The organism is Streptomyces shinuiensis, assembly GCF_043660855.1.
GTDB lineage: Bacteria > Actinomycetota > Actinomycetes > Streptomycetales > Streptomycetaceae > Streptomyces.
Map to the genome: position 1 here is coordinate 2,469,561 of NZ_JBIHML010000001.1, position 25,440 is coordinate 2,495,000.

21 protein-coding genes and 2 rRNA genes (1 of these 23 cut by a window edge) are annotated in these 25,440 nt (G+C 71.5%); 5 read left to right on the plus strand and 18 right to left on the minus strand.

Translation table 11 applies throughout. The features are described 5' to 3' along the window. The first annotated feature begins 51 nt into the window (after positions 1-51). A complete protein-coding gene (gene lysS / locus ACGRHY_RS11030; RefSeq protein ID WP_394635187.1) occupies positions 52-1,791 on the plus strand; it encodes a lysine--tRNA ligase in 1,740 nt (579 codons plus the stop codon). 67 nt (positions 1,792-1,858) lie between these two features. Here the strand turns inward: lysS and ACGRHY_RS11035 are convergent, their stop codons facing one another. From ACGRHY_RS11035 to ACGRHY_RS11050, 4 genes are all read right to left on the minus strand, one after another. Beyond that, entirely contained in the window at positions 1,859-2,032 is a 174-nt protein-coding gene (locus ACGRHY_RS11035; RefSeq protein ID WP_394635188.1) for a hypothetical protein, read from the minus strand. 278 nt (positions 2,033-2,310) lie between these two features. Further along, entirely contained in the window at positions 2,311-3,750 is a 1,440-nt protein-coding gene (locus ACGRHY_RS11040) for a DUF2637 domain-containing protein (protein ID WP_394638000.1), read from the minus strand. A 144-nt stretch (positions 3,751-3,894) separates the two neighbouring features. Next, positions 3,895-4,584 (minus strand): DUF3558 family protein, encoded by a 690-nt coding sequence (locus ACGRHY_RS11045; protein WP_394635189.1) that lies wholly within the window; start codon positions 4,582-4,584, stop codon positions 3,895-3,897. 197 nt (positions 4,585-4,781) lie between these two features. Further along, positions 4,782-5,699: an ICP22 family protein gene (locus ACGRHY_RS11050; protein WP_394635190.1), complete on the minus strand. Its 918-nt coding sequence runs from the start codon at positions 5,697-5,699 to the stop codon at positions 4,782-4,784. A 245-nt stretch (positions 5,700-5,944) separates the two neighbouring features. Between ACGRHY_RS11050 and ACGRHY_RS11055 the strand changes: the two genes are divergently transcribed. Next, positions 5,945-7,138 (plus strand): RtcB family protein, encoded by a 1,194-nt coding sequence (locus ACGRHY_RS11055; RefSeq protein ID WP_394635191.1) that lies wholly within the window; start codon positions 5,945-5,947, stop codon positions 7,136-7,138. 73 nt (positions 7,139-7,211) lie between these two features. Here ACGRHY_RS11055 and hemB read toward each other — a convergent pair whose 3' ends face one another. From hemB to ACGRHY_RS11085, 6 genes are all read right to left on the minus strand, one after another. Next, positions 7,212-8,243, minus strand: a complete 1,032-nt coding sequence (gene hemB / locus ACGRHY_RS11060; RefSeq protein ID WP_394638001.1) for a porphobilinogen synthase — start codon at positions 8,241-8,243, stop codon at positions 7,212-7,214. A 2-nt stretch (positions 8,244-8,245) separates the two neighbouring features. After that, the gene (locus tag ACGRHY_RS11065) at positions 8,246-9,892 is read right to left on the minus strand and encodes a bifunctional uroporphyrinogen-III C-methyltransferase/uroporphyrinogen-III synthase (protein WP_394635192.1); all 1,647 of its coding nucleotides are present in this window, start codon (positions 9,890-9,892) and stop codon (positions 8,246-8,248) included. After that, entirely contained in the window at positions 9,889-10,869 is a 981-nt protein-coding gene (gene hemC / locus ACGRHY_RS11070) for a hydroxymethylbilane synthase (protein ID WP_394635193.1), read from the minus strand. The genes ACGRHY_RS11065 and hemC overlap by 4 nt, the downstream gene beginning before the upstream one ends. Continuing rightward, on the minus strand, positions 10,866-12,209 hold the full coding sequence (locus ACGRHY_RS11075; protein WP_394635194.1) for a glutamyl-tRNA reductase: 1,344 nt from the start codon (positions 12,207-12,209) through the stop codon (positions 10,866-10,868). The genes hemC and ACGRHY_RS11075 overlap by 4 nt, the downstream gene beginning before the upstream one ends. A 73-nt stretch (positions 12,210-12,282) precedes the next feature. Then, on the minus strand, positions 12,283-13,074 hold the full coding sequence (locus ACGRHY_RS11080; protein WP_394635195.1) for a redox-sensing transcriptional repressor Rex: 792 nt from the start codon (positions 13,072-13,074) through the stop codon (positions 12,283-12,285). A gap of 284 nt (positions 13,075-13,358) precedes the next feature. Then, on the minus strand, positions 13,359-13,604 hold the full coding sequence (locus ACGRHY_RS11085) for a glutaredoxin family protein (RefSeq protein ID WP_394635196.1): 246 nt from the start codon (positions 13,602-13,604) through the stop codon (positions 13,359-13,361). Positions 13,605-13,748: 144 nt separating this feature from the next. On the opposite strand from ACGRHY_RS11085, the gene ACGRHY_RS11090 reads away from it, so the two are divergent. From ACGRHY_RS11090 to ACGRHY_RS11100, 3 genes are all read left to right on the plus strand, one after another. Then, complete coding sequence (locus ACGRHY_RS11090; protein WP_394635197.1) at positions 13,749-14,687, plus strand: HAD family hydrolase; 939 nt, start codon at positions 13,749-13,751, stop codon at positions 14,685-14,687. 288 nt (positions 14,688-14,975) lie between these two features. Beyond that, positions 14,976-15,755, plus strand: coding sequence for an ECF subfamily RNA polymerase sigma factor, BldN family (locus ACGRHY_RS11095; protein WP_394635198.1), 780 nt, complete (start codon positions 14,976-14,978; stop codon positions 15,753-15,755). A 222-nt stretch (positions 15,756-15,977) separates the two neighbouring features. Next, positions 15,978-17,264, plus strand: coding sequence for a DUF5667 domain-containing protein (locus tag ACGRHY_RS11100; protein WP_394635199.1), 1,287 nt, complete (start codon positions 15,978-15,980; stop codon positions 17,262-17,264). 79 nt (positions 17,265-17,343) lie between these two features. Here the strand turns inward: ACGRHY_RS11100 and ACGRHY_RS11105 are convergent, their stop codons facing one another. The 8 genes from ACGRHY_RS11105 to ACGRHY_RS11140 form a co-directional block, all read right to left on the minus strand. After that, positions 17,344-18,402 (minus strand): lysophospholipid acyltransferase family protein, encoded by a 1,059-nt coding sequence (locus tag ACGRHY_RS11105; RefSeq protein ID WP_394635200.1) that lies wholly within the window; start codon positions 18,400-18,402, stop codon positions 17,344-17,346. Next, positions 18,395-19,426 carry an NAD-dependent epimerase/dehydratase family protein gene (locus ACGRHY_RS11110; protein WP_394635201.1) on the minus strand — a complete coding sequence of 344 codons (1,032 nt, stop codon included), beginning with the start codon at positions 19,424-19,426 and terminating at the stop codon, positions 18,395-18,397. The genes ACGRHY_RS11105 and ACGRHY_RS11110 overlap by 8 nt, the downstream gene beginning before the upstream one ends. A 223-nt stretch (positions 19,427-19,649) precedes the next feature. Beyond that, a complete protein-coding gene (locus tag ACGRHY_RS11115; RefSeq protein WP_003948845.1) occupies positions 19,650-19,748 on the minus strand; it encodes a 30S ribosomal protein bS22 in 99 nt (32 codons plus the stop codon). 132 nt (positions 19,749-19,880) lie between these two features. Next, a complete protein-coding gene (locus tag ACGRHY_RS11120) occupies positions 19,881-20,093 on the minus strand; it encodes a helix-turn-helix domain-containing protein (protein WP_158238993.1) in 213 nt (70 codons plus the stop codon). A 666-nt stretch (positions 20,094-20,759) separates the two neighbouring features. Next, positions 20,760-21,935, minus strand: a complete 1,176-nt coding sequence (locus ACGRHY_RS11125) for an acetoin utilization protein AcuC (protein ID WP_394635202.1) — start codon at positions 21,933-21,935, stop codon at positions 20,760-20,762. 52 nt (positions 21,936-21,987) lie between these two features. Further along, a complete protein-coding gene (locus ACGRHY_RS11130) occupies positions 21,988-22,635 on the minus strand; it encodes an HAD family hydrolase (protein ID WP_394635203.1) in 648 nt (215 codons plus the stop codon). Positions 22,636-22,720: 85 nt separating this feature from the next. Next, positions 22,721-22,837, minus strand: a 5S ribosomal RNA gene (gene rrf, locus ACGRHY_RS11135). Between the two features lie 74 nt (positions 22,838-22,911). Continuing rightward, positions 22,912-25,440 (minus strand): 23S ribosomal RNA (locus ACGRHY_RS11140) (it continues 591 nt past the right edge of the window).

Consider the following 25,440-nt stretch of genomic DNA (forward strand, 5'->3'; position numbering starts at 1 on the left):
CAATGGAGCCGTCATCCCGGACACCACAGCCAGGAAAGGGACGTGCCGACCGTGGCTCAGAGCACAGAGGCCGACTGGGTCTCCCGCATCGCGGACGAGGTCATCGCCGAGGCGGAGCGCCGCGCCCCCGGCAAACCGGTCGTCTGCGCCTCGGGCCTGAGCCCTTCCGGCCCCATCCACCTGGGCAACCTCCGCGAGGTCATGGTGCCGCACCTCGTCGCCGACGAGATCAAGCGGCGCGGCGTGCCCTGCGAGCACATCCTGTCCTGGGACGACTACGACCGCTTCCGCAAGGTCCCGGCGGGCATCGAGGGCGTCGACACCTCGTGGTCGGAGCACATCGGCAAGCCGCTCACCCTGGTGCCCGCGCCTCCCGGCAGCGAGCACTCCAGCTGGGCCGAGCACTTCAGGGCCGCCATGGTGCGGGCGCTGGACGAGCTGGGCGTCGAGGTGCGCGGCATCAGCCAGACGGAGATGTACACCTCCGGCGCGTACAGCGAGCAGGTCCTCTTCGCCATGCGCGAACGCACCCGCATCGACGCCGTCCTGGACCGCTACCGCACCAAGATCACGCCCTCCAAGGCCGCGAAGAAGCAGGCAAAGCCGACGGACCCTGGGATGTCGACCGCGGAGATCGAGGCCGCCGAGGGCTCGGGCGCCGCGGGCGAGGACGACGGCAGCGCGGGCGACGCCGGGTACTTCCCCTACAAGCCGTACTGCTCCGTCTGCGACCGCGACCTGACGACGATCACCGGGTACGACGACGAGAGCACGCGGCTGGCGTACGTGTGCCGGTGCGGCAACGAGGAGACGGTGCTGCTGTCGGAGCACCGCCGCGGCAAGCTGGTCTGGAAGGTCGACTGGCCGATGCGCTGGGCGTACGAGGGCGTGGTCTTCGAGCCCTCCGGCGTGGACCACCAGTCCCCCGGTTCCTCCTACGTCGTCGGCGGGCAACTGGTGCGGGAGATCTTCGGCGGCGAGCAGCCGATCGGCCCGATGTACGCCTTCGTCGGCATCAGCGGCATGGCGAAGATGTCCAGCTCCAAGGGCGGGGTGCCCACCCCGCTGGACGCGCTGGAGATCATGGAGGCTCCGCTGCTGCGCTGGCTGTACGCCCGCCGCCGCCCGAACCAGTCCTTCAAGATCGCCTTCGACCAGGAGATCCAGCGGCTCTACGACGAGTGGGACGCCCTGGAGCGCAAGGTCGCCGAGGGCGCCGCGCAGCCCGCGGACACGGCCGCGTACCGCCGTGCCACCACCACCGCCGGCGGCGATCTGCCGCGCACCCCGCACCCGCTGCCGTACCGCACGCTGGCGTCGGTGGCGGACGTCACCACCGGGGACGAGGCGCAGACGCTGCGCATCCTGAGCGAGCTGGACCCGGACAACCCGGTCCGCTCCCTGGACGAGACGCGCCCGCGCCTGGACTGCGCGCAGCGGTGGATCAGCACCCACGTACCGGCGGAGCAGCGCACCCGGGTGCGCGAGGAGCCGGACACCGAGCTGCTGGCCTCGCTCGACGACGACGCGCGCGAGTCGCTGCGCCTGCTGCTGGACGGCCTGGACGACCACTGGTCGCTGGACGGGCTGACCGCGCTGGTCTACGGCGTGCCCAAGGTCCGGGCGGGCCTGTCACCGGACGCCAGGCCGACGCCGGAGCTGAAGGTGGCCCAGCGCGCCTTCTTCGCGCTGCTGTACAGGCTGCTGGTGGGCCGCGACACCGGCCCGCGGCTGCCCACGCTGCTGCTGGCCGTCGGCGCGGACCGGGTCCGCAAGCTGCTGGGCGCGTAGCCGGCGCCCACCCGCGCCGCGGCCCCGGCACTCCCGAGGAGCGCCGGGGCCGCGGCGCGGGTGCGTTTCACACGTGGAGCAGGAGATCGACCTCCGCGGTGAGGCCGCCGGCCTCACCGCGGCACCGCGGGGTGTCCTCCAGTTCGAACGCCCAGCGGTGGGACGGCGCACAGCCGAACGACCGCATGGCGCCCGCGGGCAGGTCCCGGTGTTCGACCGCCTCGCACTCGCTGTGCGGCATCCCCCTGCGGACGAGACAGCGCCATCGCGCCTCGACGGCGCCGACGGCGGCCCTCGTCCCGCCGTCCGGAGCGGAGACGATCGCCGTGCCTCCCCGGTGCGCCGGGGCAGTGCCAGCGTCACGACCAGCAGCCGGAGCGGGGCGGCGGCCTCGGACACGGTGCTCGTACCGGCGCCGAGGGTGACGCACGTGCCGGGCTCCGGATCGGCCGGTGAGCCGTCCCCGTCCGGTACCGCGTCCTGAGACCGCGCACGTACCGGCGCTGCCCCGGCGGGCGGTCAGCCCCCCATGCCCATCTCGTCGTTGTACCGCTCCCGGAACTCGCGCAGGTAAGGACGGAGGTGGCCCTCGCTCAGCAGGCTGCCGTCGGCGTCGGTGACGTTGTGGCGCTCGTGGAGGGCGCGGGCCAGCTCCCGGGCGTTGGGGCGCCGGCCGTGCTCGGCCATGTACTCCCGGAACGCGAGGTAGTAGACCTCCGTGTACTGGGTGCCGCTGGGCATGCCGGTCGGCCTGGTGGCGTCCGGCTCCGGCACCGCCTCCCGGCGCGGCGCCGGCACGGGGGCGGGCGCGGTCCGGACGTCGGAGCCGGGGCGGCCCATCGGGCGTCGGCGGCCTCCCTCGTTGACCGGCACCGTCACCTCGGTGCGGGCCGCCGCGGTCCCGGTCGCGTACACGGGTGCGGCCGCCTCCTCCGGTACCTCCGGCGGTACGGCCCCCGGCTCCCGTACGGCCTCCCGCTGCGCCGTCTCCCACGGCGCGGGCCCGGGAGGCGGCGCCGCGGCCGCCTCCCGCACGGCCGCCTCCTCCTCGACCGACCTCCAGGACGGGGGCAGGATCTCGTGCCCGTCCCGCACGGCCGCCTCCGCCGGGGCCACCGCGTCCTGCCCGGACTCCTCACCGACCCGGGGCCCGCTGCCGGGCGCGGTAGCCCGTTCCGCGGACGTGCCCGCGGGAAGCGCCTCGGCCGGCCCCTTCTTCCCGCCCGCGGCCGCAACCTTCCCGCCCGCGGCCGCAACCTTCCCGCCCGCGGCGGGGAACGCCTGCGGGTCGATGCCGGCGGCGGCCAGTCCGGCCGGCCCGGTCTCCGCCAGCGGCACCCCGTACCGCACCAGCCGCAGCGGCATCAGCGCCTCCACCGGCGCCCGCCGCTTCCAGGTACGCCCGTAGCGCGCCCGCAGCCGCGCCTCGTAGATGAGGCGGTCCTGCTCCATGCGGATGACCTGGTCGTAGGAGCGCAGCTCCCACAGCTTCATCCGCCGCCACAGCCGGAAGGTGGAGGGGAAGGCCAGCAGCCAGCGCGAGATCCGCACGCCCTCCATGTGCTTGTCGGCGGTGATGTCGGCGATCCGGCCGACCGCGTGCCGCGCGGCCTCGACCGCGACGACGAACAGCACCGGGATCACCGCGTGCATCCCGACCCCCAGCGGGTCGGGCCAGGCGGCGGCGCCGTTGAAGGCGATGGTGGCGGCCGTCAGCAGCCAGGCGGTCTGCCGCAGCATCGGGAAGGGGATGCGGATCCAGGTCAGCAGCAGGTCCAGGGCGAGCAGCACCACGATCCCGGCGTCGATGCCGATGGGGAAGAACGGCGCGAAGCCGCCGAAGCCCTTCTGCTCGGCGAGGTCGCGGACGGCGGCGTACGATCCGGCGAAGCCGATCGCCGCGATCACCACCGCCCCGGCGACGACCACGCCGATCAGTATTCGGTGCGTGCGTGTCAGGTCCACTGCTGCGTCCTCGCGAGATCGTCGTCGGCGCCGGTGCCCGCCGTCCGGCCGGGACGGCGAGAGGGATGGGGAGCGGAAGGTCCCCGAGGGGAAGACAGGGTACGCGCGGCGGGTGACGGGACGGAGGGCCCGGCCCGGTCATTTGATGGCCTTGACGGCCTCCTTCGCCGCCTTCTCCGCGTTCTCGCGGATGTCCTCGGCCTTCGGCGTCTTGCCGGTCTCGAAGCCGGCGCCCTCGTAGTCCACGGTCACCACGACGTTGCCGGTGATGGCGACGACCCGCTGCTCGCGGTACTCCTCGGTCTTCTTGCCGTCCTTCCTCTCCGTCTCGAAGGCCACGGAAGTCGCCTGGTCGCCGACCCCGTCGAGCGGGGTGTCCTTGACCGTCTTGTTCTCCTCGTCCTGCGAGACGGCGGCCACCTGCTGGCCGGCGTACTCGGCGGCCCGCTCACTGCCGCTGCCGAGCGTCACGTCGGAGTCGAACCGCTTGAGGGAGACGGTGAGCGCCCGGTACTGGTAGTCGTCCAGACCGCTCCACAGGCAGGTGCCGTAGCCGTCGGCGTCCTTGGAGCCGAGGTTCTTTCCCTTCTTCTTCGCCTCGGGCACCACATCGCCGACCGTGTCCCCCGAGAGGGTCTTGCAGGGGTCGGGCAGGGTGGTGAACTTCACCGGCGCCGGGGTCGGGGACGCGCTGGAGGCGGAGGCGCTGGGCGAGGGCTTGGCGGAGTCGTCGCCACCGGAGTCGGAGGAGCAGCCCGCGACCAGCAGCATGGGCACGGCGGCGCAGGCGAGGGTGCGGACGGCGGTGCGCGTGGCGTTACGGTGCATGGTTCCTTCGCTTCCGGATGTGCTGGGCGCCGGGCACGCCCTGTCGGACGGCACGACGGTACGCCAATCGGGCGACGACACCGCAGCAGCCTAGAACGGCCGCGGGCCCTGCCGGGCGGCGCCGGGGCCGGGTGTGTCCGTCGTCTCAGTCCCCGGTGGGGACGCGGGGCGCGCGGGACCGGGCCCGCGGGCGGGGGTCAGTCCTGGAACTCCCCGGCGAGCCGGCCCGCCAGCTTCAGCGCCTTCTCCTGCAGTTCGGCGCTGTCGGGCAGCCTGCGCTTGTCCGTCACCCACTGCTCGTACTCGACGGTGACGATGACGTTCCCGGTGCGGAAGACCAGGGTGATGTCGCGGTGGACGCCCGAATCCGCGGTGACCAGCTCGTCGTCGATGTACGCGGCCTCCCCGACGTCCTCCAGGGGGCGCGGGGCCAGCGCCGCGCCGGGGGCGGGCTGCGGGACGGCGCCGTCCGGCTCGCCGCTGCCGTCACGGGCACCGTCCTCGCCGTCCTCCGCGCCGCCTTCGGCGGGCTCGCCGCTCTCCTCCGGCGCCTCGCCGGTGTCCCCGGCCTCCTCCGCGCCGGCCCCGTCCCCGTCCGTCTCCTCCCCGGAGCCGGGGGACTCCTCGTCCGCGGGCGGCGAGCCGGGGATGCCCGCCTCCAGCACCATGTCCTCGTACAGGCGCACCGCGCGCTCGTCGTCGCTGACGGCGGGGTCGTACGACACGACCCGCTCGAAGTCCACCAGGAGGTGGCGGCTGCCCATGCCGGTGGAACTCTTCCAGCGGCAGCCGACCCGGCGGTCGTCGTCGTAGGTGACGGTCTGCTCGCCCTCGTACGCCGCCGGGGTTTCGTCGCCGCCCTCCGCGCCGTCCTTCGGGGAGGCGCTTCCGGCACCGGGCAGCATCGCCTTCAGCACACCGGTGTCGACCGCGTCGCAGGGCTCGGGCAGATCGCGGTAGGTGCCGGGCGGAGCCGTGACGGCGGCGGTGCCGACCGTGCCGGGCTTGCTGTCGGCCGCGGCGCCGCCCGTGCCGGAGCCGCCGGTGCAGCCGACGGTCCCGACGGCCAGCACGGCGACGAGCGCCGCGCCGGTGGCGCATGCCTTCCGCTGCACTGCCCAACTCCTCATGTCCGCGCGAACGCTCGAAAACACGTTGCCGCCGTACGACCACGACAGAACACAATGTCTATCGCACGATGTGCGTCACGCGCGCCGCGGGACCTCCACCCATCGGTACATATGCAGTAATACGTCCGCCTTGTGTGTGCGGACGTACGCGGTTCGCACGCGATCCGTGCGCGTTTCGCACGCATGTGGCAGAGCGTGCTCGCACTTCTTCGTCAGGGGGACGAACGAACATGTCGTACACCGAGGTTCCCGGGGCCCGTGTGCCGATCCGGATGTGGGCCGACCCGTCAGGCGTCGAGGACGGTGCGATGCGTCAGCTGCGCAACACCGCGACGCTCCCGTGGATCAGGGGCCTGGCGGTCATGCCGGACGTCCACTACGGCAAGGGCGCCACCGTCGGCTCGGTCATCGCCATGGAGGGCGCGGTCTGCCCGGCGGCGGTCGGCGTGGACATCGGCTGCGGCATGTCGGCGGTACGGACCTCCCTGACCGCGAACGACCTGCCCGGCGACCTCTCCCGGCTGCGCTCGCGCATCGAGCGGGCCGTCCCGGTCGGCTTCGGCATGCACGACGACCCCGTCGACCCGGGCGGCCTGCGGGACGCGCCCGCCTCCGGCTGGGACGGCTTCTGGTCCCGTTTCGACGGCGTCACCGAGGCCGTCCACTTCCGCAGGGAACGGGCCACCCGGCAGATGGGGACGCTCGGCGGCGGCAACCACTTCGTCGAGGTCTGCCTGGACGAGGACGGCGCCGTCTGGCTGATGCTCCACTCCGGATCCCGCAACATCGGCAACGAGCTGGCCGAGTACCACATCGGCGTGGCCCGCAAGCTCCCCCACAACCAGGACCTGATCGACCGCGACCTGGCCGTGTTCGTCGCCGGCACCCCCCAGATGGAGGCGTACCGCAACGACCTGTTCTGGGCGCAGGAGTACGCCAGGCGCAACCGTGCGGTCATGATGAGCCTGCTCAAGGGCGTGATCCGGCGGGAGTTCGGGAAGGCGGCCCCCTCCTTCGAGCCGGTCATCTCCTGCCACCACAACTACGTGGCCGAGGAGCGCTATGACGGCATGGACCTGCTGGTCACCCGGAAGGGCGCCATCCGCGCGGGCGGCGGCGAGTACGGCATCATCCCCGGCTCGATGGGCACCGGCTCCTACATCGTGCGCGGTCTGGGCAACGCCGCCTCCTTCAACTCCGCCTCCCACGGCGCGGGGCGGCGGATGAGCCGCAACGCGGCGAAGAAGCGGTTCACCGCGCGGGACCTGGAGGAGCAGACCCGCGGCGTGGAGTGCCGCAAGGACTCCGGTGTCGTCGACGAGATCCCGGCCGCGTACAAGCCGATCGAGCAGGTCGTCGAGCGGCAGCGCGATCTGGTCGAGGTGGTCGCGAAGCTGCGGCAGGTCGTCTGCGTCAAGGGCTGACGCGTCCGCTCGGCACACCCGGCGGTACGGCGCCGCGTCCGGGCCCCGCCCGGCCCCGGGCGCACCCGGCGGCTCAGCGCAGCCGCCGGGCCGCCTCCGTGGCCCAGTAGGTCAGGATCATGTCCGCGCCGGCCCGCCTGGCGCCGGTGAGCGTCTCCATGATCGCCCGGTCCCGCTCGATCCAGCCGCGCTGCGCGGCGGCCTCGACCATCGCGTACTCGCCGGAGACCTGGTAGGCCGCCACGGGCACGTCCACCGCGTCCGCCACCCGGCGCAGCACGTCCAGGTAGGGCAGCGCGGGCTTGACCATCACCATGTCCGCGCCCTCGGCCAGGTCGAGCGCCAGCTCGCGCATCGACTCCCGCGCGTTGGCCGGGTCCTGCTGGTAGGCCTTGCGGTCGCCCGTCAGCGAGGAGTCCACCGCCTCGCGGAAGGGGCCGTAGAACGCGGAGGCGTACTTGGCCGTGTAGGCCAGCATCGCCACGTCCTGGTGGCCGGCCTCGTCCAGGGCGCGGCGGACGAAGGCGACCTGGCCGTCCATCATCCCGCTGGGCCCCAGCACGTGCGCGCCCGCCTCGGCCTGGACGCACGCCATCTCGGCGTACCGCTCCAGCGTGGCGTCGTTGTCCACCCGGCCACGCTCGTCCAGGACTCCGCAGTGGCCGTGGTCGGTGAACTCGTCCAGGCACAGGTCGGACATGACGACCAGGTCGTCCCCGACCTCCGCGCGCACATCGCGCAGCGCCACCTGGAGGATGCCGTCGGGGTCCGTGCCGCAGGACCCGGTGGCGTCCTTCTTCCCCTCCTCGGGCACGCCGAAGATCATGATCCCGCCCACGCCCGCCGCCACGGCCTCGGCCGCCGCCCTGCGCAGGGTCTCGCGGGTGTGCTGGTACACGCCCGGCATCGAAGAGATCTCCACCGGCTCGCCGATGCCCTCCCGCAGGAAGACGGGCAGGATCAGATCGGCCGGGTGCAGCCGGTGCTCGGCGACCATCCGGCGCATCGCCGGGGTGGTGCGCAGCCGCCGGGGGCGCACCACGGGGAAGTCCCCGTAGCCGCCGCGCCCCGCGTCGTAACCGCTGCCGTACGTGCCCTTGCCGATCGTCACGATGTCCGTGCCCTCCTCCTGGCCGGACGCTTCTCGCTGGGCCGCTGCACCGCCTCGCCGGCCTCGATCATCGCGTCCCGGCGCCTGGCGCCGAACTCCGCCAGCGCCTCGGCCAGCTTGTGCACCGACGGCTCCGGCGCCATGACGTCCACGCGCAGTCCGTGCTCCTCGGCGGTCTTCGCCGTCGCCGGGCCGATGCACGCGATCACGGTCACGTTGTGCGGCTTGCCCGCGATCCCGACGAGGTTGCGGACGGTGGAGGAGGAGGTGAACAGCACGGCGTCGAACCCGCCGCCCTTGATCGCCTCCCGTGTCTCGGCCGGCGGCGGCGAGGCGCGCACCGTCCGGTAGGCGGTGACGTCGTCGACCTCCCAGCCCAGCTCGATCAGACCCGCCACCAGCGTCTCGGTGGCGATGTCGGCGCGCGGCAGGAAGACCCGGTCGATCGGGTCGAAGACCGGGTCGTAGGGAGGCCAGTCCTCCAGCAGCCCGGCCGCGGACTGCTCGCCGCTGGGCACCAGGTCGGGCTTGACGCCGAAGTCGACCAGCGCCTTCGCGGTCTGGTCGCCGACGGCCGCGACCTTGATCCCGGCGAAGGCGCGGGCGTCCAGGCCGTACTCCTCGAACTTCTCGCGCACCGCCCTGACCGCGTTGACCGAGGTGAAGGCGATCCACTCGTAGCGACCGGTGACCAGGCCCTTGACCGCGCGCTCCATCTGCTGCGGGGTGCGCGGGGGCTCCACGGCGATGGTGGGCACCTCGCTGGGCACCGCGCCGTAGGAGCGCAACTGGTCGGAGAGCGAGGCGGCCTGCTCCTTGGTGCGGGGCACCAGCACCTGCCAGCCGAACAGCGGCTTGGACTCGAACCACGCGAGCCGGTCGCGCTGCGCGGCGGCGCTGAGCTCGCCGACCACGGCTATCGCCGGCCGGGAGCCGTTCGCCGCGGGCAGCGCCTTGGCGGCCTTGAGGGTCTGGGCGATGGAGCCCAGCGTCGCCGTCCAGGTGCGCTGCCGGGTGGTGGTGCCGTCGACGGTGACGGTCAGCGGGGTGTCGGGCTTGCGGCCCGCGGTGACCAGCTCGGCGGCGGTGGCGGCGACCGTCTCCAGGGTCGTGGAGACCACGAGGGTGGCGTCGCTGGCGCCGACCTCGTTCCACGCCTGGGCGTCGGCGGTCCGCGCGTCCAGGAACCGCACGTCCGCGCCGTGGCCGTTGCGCAGCGGCACACCCGCGTAGGCGGGGACCCCGACGGCGTTGGCGATGCCCGGCACGACCTCGAAGGTGACGCCCTCGGAGGCGCAGGCCAGCATCTCGCTCGCCGCGTCCGCGTCGAGACCGGGGTCGCCGGGGACCGCACGGACGACCCGCTTGCCGCCGCGCACGGCCCTCATGACAAGATTTACGGCATCGTCGGCACCCGCGGACGCTGTTGACGTGCCGTCACCTGCTGCCTGGAGCGGGGTGTCGACACCTGCCCGCACGTGCGCCCGCACGACGTCGTACACCTGCGGGTCGGCGACCAGTACATCGGCCTGCGCCAGCGCCTCGACGGCGCGCAGCGTCAGCAGTCCCGGGTCCCCGGGCCCGGCACCGAGGAAGGTGACGTGCCCGTGGGCGCCGTACGAGTGATCGGTGGTGGGGTTCAATGTGCTCGCTCCCCCATCAGACCGGCCGCGCCTTTGGCGAGCATCTCGTCGGCGAGTTCACGCCCCATGGCCTGGGCCAGGGGGAGCGCCTCACCGGCGGACGCCGGTACGCGACCGGTGGTGGACAACTGCACCAGTGTGGCGCCGTCGGTCGTGCCGACGACACCGCGCAGGCGCAGTTCGGTGACATCCTGCCCGTCCGCCGGGAGATCGGCCAGTGCTCCGACGGGCGCACTGCAACCGGCTTCCAGAGCGGCGAGCAGGGTTCGCTCGGCGGTCACGGCGGCCCGCGTGCGCGGGTCGTCGAGCTCGGCGAGCAGGGCTGCGAGGTCCGTGCGCGAGGCCGCGCACTCGACGGCCAGCGCCCCCTGGCCGGGTGCGGGCAGCACCACGCCGGGGTCGAGCAGTTCGGTGGCCTCGCCGATCAGGCCGACGCGCCTCAGCCCGGCGGCGGCGAGGACGACCGCGTCCAGTTCGCCGGAGCGCACGTACCCGATGCGGGTGTCGACGTTGCCCCGGATCGGCACGATCCCGATGTCCCGGCCCAGCGACCGGGCCCAGGCGGCCAGCTGCGCCATGCGGCGCGGCGAGCCGGTGCCGACCCGCGCCCCGTCGGGCAGTTCCTCGAAGGTGAGGCCGTCGCGGGCGACCAGCGCGTCACGGGGGTCCTCCCGGGCCGGCACGGCCGCCAGCGCCAACTGTTCCGGCTGGGCGGTGGGAAGATCCTTCAGCGAGTGAACGGCGAAGTCGATCTCGCCGCCGAGCAGCGCGTCGCGCAGCGCGGAGACGAAGACCCCTGTGCCGCCGATCCGGGCGAGGTGCTCACGGGAGACGTCGCCGAAGGTGGTGATCTCCACCAGCTCGACGGGCCTGTCGGTGAGCTGCCGGACCCGCTCGGCCACCTGCCCGGACTGGGCCATGGCGAGTCGGCTGCGGCGGGTGCCCAGCTTCAGCGGCGGGGGTGCGTTGGTGCTCATTGCCGCTCCTGTTCGGGGTTACTGACGGCCGCGACGGTCTGCGGGTCGAGGTCGAAGAGCTCTCGCAGCGCGTCGGCGTATCCGGCGCCGCCCGGTTCACCGGCGAGCTGCTTGACGCGCACGGTCGGCGCGTGCAGCAGCTTGTCGACGACCCGGCGCACGGTCTGGGTGATCTCGGCGCGCTGTTTGGCGTCGAGTCCGGGGAGGCGCCCGTCCAGGCGCGCCATCTCGGCCGCGACGACGTCGGCGGCCATGGCGCGCAGCGCGACCACGGTGGGCGTGATCGTCGCGGCCCGCTGGGCTGCGCCGAAGGCCGCGACCTCGTCGGCGACGATGCCGCGCACCTTGTCGACGTCCGCGGCCATGGGCGCGTCGGCGGAGGCCTCGGCCAGCGACTCGATGTCCACCAACCGTACGCCTTCCAGGCGGTGCGCGGCGGCGTCGATGTCACGGGGCATGGCCAGGTCGAGCAGCGCCATCGGCTCCTCGCGGGAGGCGCGGGAGTCCGCACGCGCGGCGAGCGCGGCCGACAGGTCGCCGGCCGTCAGCACCAGCCCGGTGGCGCCGGTGCAGGAGACGGCGACGTCCGCGTGCGGGAGCTCGGCGGACATGTCGTGGGCGGGCACGGCGCGCGCGGTGAGCCGGCCGCCGTGGAGCCCGGCGGCCAGGCGGCGGGCGCGCTCCAGCGTCCTGTTGGCGATCACCAGTTCGGTGACACCGGCGCGTGCGAGCACCGTGGCGGCCAGGGAGGACATCGAGCCGGCGCCGATCACCAGGGCGCGCCGGCCGCGCACCCACTCGGCGACCGGGCGCCCGCAGGCGAGCTGTTCCAGGCCGAAGGTGACCAGGGACTGCCCGGCCCGGTCGATACCGGTCTCGCTGTGCGCCCGCTTGCCGACCCGCAGCGCCTGCTGGAACAGGTCGTTCGTCAGCCGCCCGGCGGTGTGCTGGTCCTGCGCCACGGCCAGTGCGTCCTTGATCTGGCCGAGGATCTGCCCCTCGCCGACGACCATCGAGTCCAGCCCGCAGGCCACCGAGAACAGGTGGTGGACGGCCCGGTCCTCGTAGTGGACGTACAGGTACGGAGTCAGCTCCTCCAGGCCGACGCCGCTGTAGCGGGCCAGCAGGGAGGACAGCTCGGCGACGCCGGCGTGGAACTTGTCGACGTCAGCGTAGAGCTCGGTGCGGTTGCAGGTGGAGAGCACCGCGGCCTCGGAGGTGGGCCCGGCACCGACCGCGTCCTGCAGGAGCTTGCCGCGAACCTCGGGCGCCAGCGAGGCACTCTCCAGGACGCTCACCGGTGCGCTGCGGTGGCTCAGCCCCACTACCAGCAGACTCATGCGCGTCCCCCACTCCGCTCGGACCGTACGGCGTGCGGTGCGCGCGTGACGTGTCTCACGGTCACTCGTTCGTTCATGCGGGCATCACGGCGGGCACGTCCCCGTCAGGCCCGGGTTCGGTTCCCTCACCGCGGCGGCGCACGGCCGCGGCGGGCGGCGCCGCGGGCGGGGTGGTGTCGGCACCGCCGTCGCCGGGCGCCTCCTCACCGGCCTTGCGCTGCTCGTGGAAGGCGAGGATCTGCAGTTCTATGGAGAGGTCGACCTTGCGCACGTCCACACCGTCGGGCACGGACAGCACGGTCGGCGCGAAGTTGAGGATGGAGGTCACCCCGGCGGCCACGAGCCGGTCGCAGACCTGCTGCGCGGCTCCGGCGGGGGTGGCGATGACACCGATGGAGACGCCGTTCTCCTCGATGATCGTCTCGAGTTCGTCGGTGTGCTGCACCGGTATGCCCGCGACCGGCTTCCCGGCCGTCGACGGGTCCGCGTCGATCAGCGCGGCGACTCTGAAGCCCCTGGAGGCGAAGCCGCCGTAGTTGGCGAGCGCGGCGCCCAGGTTTCCGATGCCGACGATCACGACGGGCCAGTCCTGCGTCAGGCCCAGCTCGCGGGAGATCTGGTAGACGAGGTACTCGACGTCGTAGCCCACGCCGCGCGTGCCGTACGAGCCGAGGTAGGAGAAGTCCTTGCGCAGCTTGGCGGAGTTGACGCCGGCGGCGGCCGCCAGCTCCTCCGAGGAGACCGTGGGCACCGAGCGCTCGGAGAGCGCGGTGAGCGCCCGCAGGTACAGCGGAAGCCTGGCGACGGTGGCCTCGGGGATTCCTCGGCTACGGGTCGCCGGTCGGTGTGTTCGGCCAGTTGCCACGGTGCTCCTGCCGTCTGAGCGGAACGGTGAGCGGCCCCGCTGGACACCCGCTGGACATGCGTCCGGACCGCTCCGTCCCGACCAGGCTATGCCTTTGTGAACGTGTGCACAAAGACGGTGTCCGCTTTGTCCGGCCAAAGTGACCGGTGCCACACGCGCCGGACGGAACCGGATCCCGCCCGGAGCACCTCCCACGTGCGGGCCCGCTGTCCGTGGAACGCCCTGAGGGGCTGCCGGGACGCGGCCGGCCCCCCGCCGCGAGCCCCCGGTGGCGGCCCCCGCGGTCACCCCTCCAGCGCCGCGCGCAGCCGCCGCGGGTCCACCCGCCAGAAGTCGTGCTGCGCGCCGTCAACGAGCACCACCGGGATCTGCTCCCAGTAACGGCGGTACAGCTCCTCGTCCCGCGTGATGTCCTTCTCCTCCCAGCGCGCGCCCAGTTGCGCGCACACCTCGCTGACCACCACGCGTGCGTCGTCGCACAGATGGCACCCGGGCCTGCCGATGAGAGTGACGGTCTTCATGACCGCCATTGTGCCGCCGCGCCCGGCCCCCGCCGCACCCGCTCCCGTCTCCCGGCCGGGCCCGGAACGCGCTTTCCCCGGTTGGCGCAGTCCCCGCCCTGCCGACACCCCTCCGTCACCGGAACCCCACGGAACACTGGCTATGCTCGCGGCATGGCCGCACTTGGATGGCTCGTTCCCCGCAGGCGTTCGGCGACGGCTCGCAGCGTTCTCGCAGGCGAGGCCGCCGCCGAGGCGGCGCGCAAGACCTCGCGGGAGGTCGAAGCGCCCGTCCCCGGCGAGGCGGGGAAACCGGCGGAGCCGGAGTTCCCGGTCCACGGTGACACCAGGGCCGCGGCCTTCTTCGACCTGGACAACACGATCATGCAGGGCGCGGCCCTGTTCCACTTCGGCCGCGGCCTGTACAAGCGGAAGTTCTTCCACAAGCGCGAGCTGTTCCGCTTCGCCTGGCAGCAGGCCTGGTTCCGGCTCGCGGGCTCGGAGAACGCCGAGCACATGCAGGACGCCCGCGACAGCGCGCTGTCCATCGTCAAGGGCCACCGCGTCTCGGAGCTGATGGAGATCGGCGAGGAGATCTACGACGAGTACATGGCCGGCCGGATCTGGCCGGGCACCCGCGCACTGGCCCAGGCGCACCTGGACGCGGGCCAGAAGGTGTGGCTGGTCACCGCGGCCCCCGTGGAGACCGCCACGATCATCGCCTGCCGGCTGGGGCTGACCGGCGCCCTGGGCACGGTCGCCGAGTCCGTCGACGGCGTCTACACCGGACGCCTGGTCGGCGAGCCGCTGCACGGCCCGGCGAAGGCGGAGGCGGTACGCGCGCTGGCCGCCGCCGAGGACCTGGACCTCTCCCGCTGCGCCGCCTACAGCGACTCGGCCAACGACATCCCGATGCTCTCGCTGGTCGGGCATCCGTACGCCATCAACCCCGACAGCAGGCTGCGCGCCCACGCGCGCCAGCGGGGCTGGCGGCTGCGCGACTACCGGACCGGCCGGAAGGCGGCGAAGGTGGGCATCCCGGCCGCGGCCGGAGTGGGCGCGGTGGCCGGAGGCGCCGCCGCGGCCATGGCGATCCAGCGCCGTCGCCGCTGAAGCCGCCGCACCGGTCGCCAGTTCGGACGGAAACCACCCTCCGGCCACAAGCGAACCGACGGTCGGTCGGAAAGTGACACGAACCGATCGGACCGGCATCCCGGTTGGCCGCCCGAGTAGCCGTGAACACATAACAGAGCGAACCTAACCGGCGATTTCGGCAACTAGGTGTAGCACGGTCTGCACGAAGCGTTATTCTCCTCAGACGCAATCCGGTGTCCACACGCCCTTGTGACGGGCGGACGGTCCCGCACTGCACGTGATGGAAGCTCTGCCTCTGGGAGTCCCGTGTACCCACACGTCGGGGTTGACGCCTCGGGCCTGGCTGCGCTGCGCACGCTGGTCATCGACCAGCTGCGCGTCCTCGTCCCCTCCGCGCACGCCGTCCCCGCCCTCGCCGCACCTGTCCCCGCAGGCCCCGTCTACGCCATGGCCGAGGGAGCCGCCGGCACCGCCGCGGTGGGCCGCCGCACCCGCACCGCGGCCGCCCCGGGCACCGCCCGGCGCCCGGTGGACGGCGACAGCCGCCGCATGATGGATCTCGTCGAACGCGCCCAGGGCGGCGAGGCCGAGGCCTTCGGGTGCCTCTACGACCAGTACTCCGACACCGTCTACCGCTACATCTACTACCGCGTCGGCGGCCGGGCCACGGCCGAGGACCTCACCAGCGAGACGTTCCTGCGCGCCCTGCGCCGGATCGGCACCTTCACCTGGCAGGGCCGGGACTTCGGCGCCTGGCTGGTCACCATCGCACGCAACCTGGTGGCGGACCACTTCAAGTCGAGCCGTTTCCGCCTCGAAGTGACCACCGGCGAGATGCTCGACGCCAACGAGGTGGAGCGCAGCCCGGAGGATTCGGTCCTGGAGTCCCTCTCCAACGCCACCCTGCTGGACGCCGTCCGCCGGCTCAACCCGCAGCAGCAGGAGTGCGTGACGCTCCGCTTCCTGCAGGGGCTGTCGGTCGCCGAGACCGCGCGGGTCATGGGGAAGAACGAGGGCGCGATCAAGACCCTCCAGTACCGGGCGGTGCGGACCCTGGCCCGACTGCTGCCGGAGGACAGCCGATGACATGTGGTGACGTGCGGTGACGTTCCGTTTCACAGAGACCGGCAGGGCGATCGCGCCCCCCGCAGGGCGTAACCCCGTCGACCGGTGGTCGTTGTGCGGTTTGCAGACTCCCCGCGGCCCGTCGCGTCCGGACTGCGGTGTCCGGGCCGCCGCTCCGGTACGGCCGTGCAACCCTCCTGTGGGGCAGGGAGTCGACTGTGCTGACGAGAGGAGGTGCCGCCCGTGATGGGAACCGTATCGCCGAGCCGGCGGGCAAAGGCCTTCGCCCAGGCCCTCGACGAGCGCGAGTCCGAGGGCACGGCGGCCGACCGGTCCGGGGGCGCGGCCTCCGGGACCCCGGCCGGGGCGGCGGAGAAGACGGGGGCCGGGCTGGCGGGCGGGCCGTCCGGGGGGCGGACGGCACTGCTGTCGATGGCCGACAGGCTCGGCGCCCTGCCGAAACCGTCGATGGACCCCGACGTCAAGGCCGCACAGCGGGCACAGCTCCTCGCCGCCGTGGAGAACGCCTTCGCCGGGAGCGGCGAGGGCGCCTCGGTCCCCGGCCCGCGCTCCGCCCGCACAGGGCGCCGCGGAACCCACCGGGCCTCTCTGCCGGGCCCGTTGAGCAGACTGCGGCCCAGGGCGAGGCTCACCAAGGGGCTGGCGGCGGGCGGCCTGAGCTTCGGCATCGCGGCGGGCGCCCTCGGCGGAGCCGCCGTGGCCAGCACCGACGCCCTGCCCGGTGACACCCTCTACAGCCTCAAACTGGGCATGGAGGACCTCAAACTCGGCATGGCGGACGACGAGGCCGACCGCGGCAGAGTCCATCTGGACCACGCCTCCACACGGCTGAACGAGGCCCGGCGCCTGCTGGAGCGCGGCCGGTCGGGCCCGCTGGACCACGAGTCGCTCGGCGAAATCCGCAGGACGCTCTCCCACATGCGCGACGACGTCTCCGAGGGCCACCGGCTGCTCAGCCAGGCGTACGAGCGCGAGGGCGAGATCGCCCCGATCCGCTCGCTGTCGTCCTTCTCCCGGACCCACCGCACCAAGTGGGACGAGGTGCGCGCGGGCCTTCCCGTCCAGCTCACCGACGTGGGCGACGAGGTCAGTTCGCTCTTCGACGCCATAGAGGACGAGGTCGGCCCGCTGAGGCCCCTGCTGGACCCCGGGCAGGAGGACACGGACTCCGCCGCCGACACCGGCCGCGGCGACCGGCCGGACGCCGGCCGGACGGGCCGGCCGTCGTCATCCGCGACCGGCGGGAGCGGTGCGGACGGCTCGGAGGAAGGCGGCCGGGACGGCGAACGGCAGCCCAGCCCCTCCGACTCGTCAGGCTCCACCGACCCGGACGGGGAGGGGCTCCTGCCCGACCCCGGCGACCTGCTGGAGCCCTCCCCCGGCGGGGACGGCGCGTCGGAGTCACCGGACGGCTCCCCCCGGCTCCCCGAGCCGGACATCACCATCCCGCCGCTCCTCCCGAACCTCCTGCCGGGGCTGGGGATCGAGGCGGGCGACGAATCCGACTAGCGGACGGGCGGCCGGTGTCCGGGAGAACACCGGCCGCCCGGAGCGCACACCGCCGGAACCCGTACCGGCGGGGCACCGCTCAGAAGAACACCGATCGCCGCCTCACCAGCAGCCGGTAGAGGGTGTGCTGGATCGTCTCGCGCACCTGGTCGGTGAGGTTGAACATCAGCATCGGATCGTCGACCGCCTCCGGCGGATAGTCGTCCATCGGGACCGGCTCGCCGAACTGGATCGTCCACTTCGTCGGCAGCGGCACCATCCCCAGCGGCCCCAGCCAGGGGAAGGTGGGCGTGACCGGGAAGTAGGGAATGCCCAGCAGCCGTGCCAGCGTCCTGAAGTCGCCCACCATCGGGTAGATCTCCTCCGCCCCGACGATCGAGCACGGCACGATAGGCACCCCGGTCCGCAGCGCCGTGGAGACGAAGCCGCCGCGCCCGAACCGCTGGAGCTTGTAGCGCTCGGAGAACGGTTTCCCCAGCCCTTTGAAGCCCTCCGGCATCACGCCGACGACCTCGCCCCGCTCCAGCAGCCGCTGGGCGTCCTCCGTGCACGCCAGGGTGTGCCCGGCCTTCCGGGCCAGCTCGTTGACGACCGGCAGCATGAAGACCAGATCGGCCGCCAGCAGCCGCAGGGCCCGCCCCGCCGGATGGTGGTCGTGCACGGCGACCTGAAGCATCAGCGCGTCCAGCGGCAGGGTCCCGGAGTGGTTGGCGACCACCAGCGCGCCGCCCTCGGAGGGGACGTTCTCGATGCCGAGCACCTCGACCCGGAAGTACTTCTCGTACACCGGCCGAAGCATCGACATCAGCACGTTGTCGGTGAGGTCGGCGTCGTAGCCGAACTCGTCGACCTCGTACTCCCCGGTGATCCGCCGCCGCAGGAAGGCCAGCCCCTCGGCGATCCTGCGGTCCCGGTCGCCCCGGCCCGGTTCCTCCCGCCGCGCCCCGGAACCGCTCCCCGGACCGGCCTGTGCACCTGCTTGCGAACCGGCCTCCGGCACGGCCGAGAGCGGCGTCTGCGCGCCGCCCCGGTCCTCCTCGCCGGTACGGCCGCCGCCCGCCGCCCGGCCCCGGGGGGTCCGTGCCGGGCCGCCGCGCGACCGGTCGTCGTCGAAGGGAATGACCTTGGCGTCAGCCATGGCGGACGACCTCCTCGATGCGGTCCACCGCGTGTGCGAGTCTCTCCGGCGGCAGCAGCCCCGGACCTCCGGCGCGCGCGAAGTCGGCGAAGGCACCGGCCGTGGTGTACCGCGGCCCGAAACCGAGGACCTCGCGCATCTGTGTGGTCTCCACGACCCTGCCGTGCGTCAGCAGACGGATCTGCTCGGCCGAGAAGTCCGTGACACCGACCGTGCGCAGCGCGGTCCCTGTCCACCGGATCGCCGGCAGCAGCAGGGGCAGCGTGGGCCGTCCCAGCCGCCGCGCGGCCTGGGACAGCAGCAGTACCCCGTCGCCCGCGATGTTGAACGTCCCCGCGTTGAGCGTGCCGCGCCGCGGCTCCCCGGCCGCCAGCCGCAGCACCTCGATGACGTCGTCCTCGTGGACGAACTGCAGCCGCGGGTCGTATCCGAGGACGGTCGGCAGCACCGGCAGCCGGAAGTACTCCGCGAGCGGCGTGTCCGCGCCGGGGCCGAGGATGTTGGCGAAGCGCAGCACGGTCACCGCCACGTCGGGACGGCGGCGGGCGAACCCGCGCACGTACTCCTCGACCTCCACGATGTCCTTGGTGAAGCCGCCGCCGGGCAGCGCCTTGGCCGGCGTGGTCTCGGTGAAAACCGCCGGATCACGGGACGAGGAGCCGTAGACGTTCGTGCTGGACTTCACCACCAGCCGCCGCACGGACGGCGCCTTCTGGCACGCGCCCAGGAGCTGCATGGTGCCGATGACGTTGGTCTCCTTGACCGACGCGCGGGTACCGGGCAGGAGCTGCACCCCGCTGACGTCCAGGTGCACGACGGTGTCCACGTCGTGCTCGGCGAGCACCCCGGCGACCGAGGGCTGCCGGATGTCGGCGCGGACGAACTCCGCCCCTCCGAGGTGGTGTCCGGGCGGCACGGCGTCCACTCCGACAACCCGGTCGACGTCGGGCTCGCGCAGGATCCGCCGTACGAAGCGCCCGCCGAGCCGGCGGGCGACGCCAGTGACGAGCACGACCTTGCCCAACGTTGCTCCCTCTCAGCGTGCGGTGGGCCGCCTCCTGGAAACCCTGCCACGGGCCCCGGCGGCCCTCCGTGTTCCTCGTCGTTCCTCGCGGTCTGTTGCCCGAACCGGTTGCGGGCGGGTCTGCGGCCACCGTATCGGCTGGCCGCCGCTTCACGGCGGAACGCCACCGCCCTCCCACCGACACGGCGGTGGGAGGGCGGTGGTCAGTGTGCGGCGCGCCCGCTCACTTCTTGTTGCGGCGCTGAACGCGCGTGCGCTTGAGCAGCTTGCGGTGCTTCTTCTTGGCCATCCGCTTGCGCCGCTTCTTGATAACAGAGCCCACGACTTACCCTCGCTCACTTCGTCACTCGGTGCGGGGCGTCCGAGCCCACACGACCTACGTCGGCCCAGCCTACCCGGAGCCGGATGGTGCTCGTGACACGAGGGGGGGGGTGACAAGCCCGTCGCTCCGCGGTTACGCGCTCTTCTCCGCCTCCACGTACGACTCGCGGAGGTACTCGTGGACGGCCTGCTCCGGCACCCGGAAGGACCTGCCCACCCGGATCGCCGGCAGATGACCGCTGTGCACCAAGCGGTACACGGTCATCTTGGACACTCGCATCACCGAGGCGACTTCCGCCACGGTCAGGAACACGACCTCGTTCAGAGGCCTCTCGGCAGCAGCCATGTCACACCTGAACCTTCCGCACATGTCGGGCACCGGCTTCCCCTCCGGTGTCTCCTGCTCGCATGCGCGCTCCTCCCCAGATTAGGGGCGGGTGATGCAAGTGGGGAAGAGGAGTGACCATCGGTCTCCTAATGTGACAGACGGGAACGATTGGGCGCATAGCGAGGGGGCGGACGGTAACCGTGTGACGCCATGGAGTCATCCGCCGGGGCACCCGCCCGCGCCCGCCCGTCCAGCCGGGCGACGGACGCCGCGAGGCCGTCCCCGGCGGCCGGGTCCGTTCCTCCGGTACCCGGCTGACCTGCCCCGCTGCCCGTCCGCGGCCCCCGGCCGCCGGCTCCACAACGGTCCCCGGCCACCGCCGCGGCAGTGAGGACCGTACGCCCGGGGAAGAGCGAGTGGGGGCGTGCGCCCGGCGCACCGGGCGACGGACGCGCTCCCTGCTGCTGAATCAGCGCGACTCCCCGTAAGCACCGGGGGTGGCGGGAGACGTACCCCGAACCGGGTCGCCATGTCGACACATCTCCCCTGCGCCGGTGCGAGAACGAGAGGCCCCTCCGCCGACAGGACACCGGACAGGGAGCGTAGAGGCCCGGGAGCCGCCGGAGTCCGCCCGGCCGGTCCGGCGGTGCCTGAACACGGCTCGGAACCCGGCTCCGCGGCGGCTCACGGCAGCAGCCCGTGCGCCGGGTACACCGAGCGCCGCGCGGCCAGCACCGCCTGGTCCAGGGCGCTCGCCGGGTCGTATCCCACCCCCCAGTCCGGCCACACCGGCTCGCGTCCGTCCGTCATCCGCCGCGGCGCGTCCTGCCGGGTGCGCGCGTACACCTGCTGCCGCCAGCCCTCCGGGATCATGGCCTTGGGGGCGATCGGCTCGCCCGCCGCGATCGCCACCAGATGCGTCCAGGAGCGCGGCACGACGTCGACCACCGCGTAACCGCCCCCGCCGAGCGCGACCCAACGCCCCTGCGCGTACTCGTGCGCCCAGTCGTGGCAGGCCGCGGCGGCCACCCGCTGCGCGTCGACGGTCACCGCCAGGTGCGCGAGAGGGTCCTCGATGTGCGTGTCGGCGCCGTGCTGGGTCACCAGTACCTGCGGCCGGAAGGAACGCAGCAGTTCCGGCACCACCGCGTGCAGCGCCCGCAGCCATCCGCCGTCGGATGTACCGGGCGGTACCGCGATGTTGACCGCGCTCCCCTCCGCCTTCTCACCGCCGGTCTCCTCCGGCCAGCCGGTCCCGGGAAAGAGCATGCGGGGATGCTCGTGCAGCGACACCGTCAGCACCCGCGGGTCGTCCCAGAAGGCCGCCTGGACGCCGTCCCCGTGATGGACGTCGATGTCCACGTAGGCGACCCGTTCGGCGCCCAGTTCCAGCAGCCGGGCGATGGCCAGGGAGGCGTCGTTGTAGACGCAGAAACCGGCCGCTCCGCCCGGCATCGCGTGGTGCAGTCCGCCGGCGAAGTTCACGCCGTGCAGGACGTCCCCGCGCCAGACCGCCTCGGCGGCCCCGACCGACTGCCCGGCGATCAGCGCCGAGGCCTCGTGCATCCCCTCGAAGGCCGGGTCGTCCTCGGTTCCGATGCCGTACGACCCGTCCGCCGCCCGGGGGTCCGCGGAGATCCGGCGCACGGTGTCGATGTAGTCGGAGCGGTGCACGAGCCCGAGTGTGGAGTCGCCCGCCGAGGCCGCGGCGACCACCTTCAGTCCGGAGGCGCCGGGCAGCCCGAACGCCTCGACGAGTCCCATGGTCAGCTTCAGGCGTACCGGGTCCATCGGATGCCCGGGCCCGAAGTCGTATCCGGTGACCGCCTCGTCCCACATCAACTGTGCGCCGCCGCTCATACCCGCCACCGTATCGGGCGGCCCGGGCGCCTCCCGCCCTGCCCCGGCCGACTCAGGCCAGGAGGAGGGCGGGCAGCTCGTCCATCGTGGAGAACAGCGCCGTCGCCCCCGACAGCCTCTCCCCCGGCGTCATGGCGGTGAACCCGTACACGTCCATCCCCGCCGCGACGGCCGCCCGCACTCCCAGAGGGCTGTCCTCGACCACGGCACAGCGCCCGGGCGGCACCCCCATCGCCTCGGCGGTGTGCAGGAAGAGATCCGGTGCGGGCTTTCCCCGTCCGACGTCCTGCGCACTGAAGACCCGCTTCTCCCCGAACCGCTCGTACAGCCCCGTCCTTCCCAGCGCCGCCCTTATCCGCTCATGGCCGCCGGACGAAGCCACGCAGTACGGCACGCCTTCATCGGCGAGGCGCCGCAGTACCTCGCCGACACCGGGTACGGGCAGCAGGTCACGCCGGAAGGCTTCGAAGACCCGGCCGTGGAAGACGGAGTCGAAGTCGTCGGGCAACCGCTGCCCGGAACGTTCCAGGATCAGATCATGGACCCGGTGCATGGCGGAGCCCATGTAGTCCCGGATGGATTCCTCGTATGTGGTCGGATGCCCCAGCTCCGTCAGACAGGCCGCGAGAATCCGGTTGGATATCGGCTCGCTGTCCACCAGGACACCGTCGTTGTCGAAGATCACCAGGTCATAACGCATACGCCACCCAACCCGAAGGCACGAGAGATCCCGTAAACGCGAGAATGCCCTGCCGGGAACCCGGCAGGGCATTCTCACAACACTTGTTCGGCGGCGTCCTACTCTCCCACACGGTCCCCCGTGCAGTACCATCGGCGCTGAAAGGCTTAGCTTCCGGGTTCGGAATGTAACCGGGCGTTTCCCTCTCGCTCTGACCACCGAAACACCATGACACACACGCAACCGCCGGCCAGACGGGTCGTGGTCTCAGAACCCACACAGTGGACGCGAACATCTACGGACAAGCCCTCGGCCTATTAGTACCGGTCAACTCCACCCCTTGCGGAGCTTCCATCTCCGGCCTATCAACCCGGTCGTCTCCCGGGAGCCTTACCCCCTCCAGGGGGTGGGAGCCCTCATCTCGAAGCAGGCTTCCCGCTTAGATGCTTTCAGCGGTTATCCCTCCCGAACGTAGCCAACCAGCCATGCCCTTGGCAGAACAACTGGCACACCAGAGGTTCGTCCGTCCCGGTCCTCTCGTACTAGGGACAGCCCTTCTCAAGACTCCTGCGCGCGCAGCGGATAGGGACCGAACTGTCTCACGACGTTCTAAACCCAGCTCGCGTACCGCTTTAATGGGCGAACAGCCCAACCCTTGGGACCGACTCCAGCCCCAGGATGCGACGAGCCGACATCGAGGTGCCAAACCATCCCGTCGATATGGACTCTTGGGGAAGATCAGCCTGTTATCCCCGGGGTACCTTTTATCCGTTGAGCGACGGCGCTTCCACCAGCCACCGCCGGATCACTAGTCCCGACTTTCGTCCCTGCTCGACCCGTCAGTCTCACAGTCAAGCTCCCTTGTGCACTTACACTCACCACCTGATGACCAACCAGGCTGAGGGAACCTTTGGGCGCCTCCGTTACCCTTTGGGAGGCAACCGCCCCAGTTAAACTACCCACCAGACACTGTCCCCGATCCGGATCACGGACCCGGGTTAGACATCCAGCACGACCAGAGTGGTATTTCAACAACGCCTCCACACACACTGGCGTGCATGCTTCACCGGCTCCCACCTATCCTACACAAGCCGAACCGAACACCAATATCAAGCTGTAGTAAAGGTCCCGGGGTCTTTCCGTCCTGCTGCGCGAAACGAGCATCTTTACTCGTAGTGCAATTTCACCGGGCCTATGGTTGAGACAGTCGAGAAGTCGTTACGCCATTCGTGCAGGTCGGAACTTACCCGACAAGGAATTTCGCTACCTTAGGATGGTTATAGTTACCACCGCCGTTTACTGGCGCTTAAGTTCTCAGCTTCGCCACCCCGAAGGATGACTGACCGGTCCCCTTAACGTTCCAGCACCGGGCAGGCGTCAGTCCGTATACCTCGCCTTACGGCTTCGCACGGACCTGTGTTTTTAGTAAACAGTCGCTTCTCGCTGGTCTCTGCGGCCACCCCCGGCTCACACCGCACGGGCGATCACCGGATGTGGCCCCCCTTCTCCCGAAGTTACGGGGGCATTTTGCCGAGTTCCTTAACCATAGTTCACCCGAACGCCTCGGTATTCTCTACCAGACCACCTGAGTCGGTTTGGGGTACGGGCCGCCGTGCAACTCGCTAGAGGCTTTTCTCGACAGCATAGGATCATCCACTTCGCCACCATCGGCTCGGCATCAGGTCTCAGGCCTCGTGCCAGACGGATTTACCTGCCTGGCGCCCTACACCCTTACCCCGGGACAACCACCGCCCGGGCTGGACTACCTTCCTGCGTCACCCCATCACTCACCTACTACCGGATCGGGCCGTCGGCTCCACCGGCACCGCACCCCGAAGGGCACGGGCGGCTTCACGGACTTAGCATCACCGGGCTCGGCCCTTGCGCTCCACAGCGGGTACCGGAATATCAACCGGTTATCCATCGACTACGCCTGTCGGCCTCGCCTTAGGCCCCGACTTACCCTGGGCAGATCAGCTTGACCCAGGAACCCTTGGTCAATCGGCGCAGGAGTTTCCCACTCCTGTATCGCTACTCATGCCTGCATTCTCACTCGTGAACCGTCCACCACTGCCTTCCGGCGCGGCTTCACCCGGCACACGACGCTCCCCTACCCATCGACACCCCCGTTGGAGGTTGATGTGCCGATGACACGACGTCGGCGGTGTGCTTGAGCCCCGCTACATTGTCGGCGCAGAATCACTTGACCAGTGAGCTATTACGCACTCTTTCAAGGATGGCTGCTTCTAAGCCAACCTCCTGGTTGTCTCTGCGACTCCACATCCTTTCCCACTTAGCACACGCTTGGGGGCCTTAGTCGATGCTCTGGGCTGTTTCCCTCTCGACCATGGAGCTTATCCCCCACAGTCTCACTGCCGCGCTCTGACTTGCCGGCATTCGGAGTTTGGCTAAGGTCAGTAACCCGGTAGGGCCCATCGCCTATCCAGTGCTCTACCTCCGGCAAGCAACACGCGACGCTGCACCTAAATGCATTTCGGGGAGAACCAGCTATCACGGAGTTTGATTGGCCTTTCACCCCTAACCACAGGTCATCCCCCAGGTTTTCAACCCTGGTGGGTTCGGGCCTCCACGACCTCTTACAGCCGCTTCACCCTGCCCATGGCTAGATCACTCCGCTTCGGGTCTTGGGCACGCTACTACGGTCGCCCTGTTCGGACTCGCTTTCGCTACGGCTTCCCCACACGGGTTAACCTCGCAACGCACCGCAAACTCGCAGGCTCATTCTTCAAAAGGCACGCAGTCACGACACGCCGGCAAACCGGCGTGCGACGCTCCCACGGCTTGTAGGCACACGGTTTCAGGTAC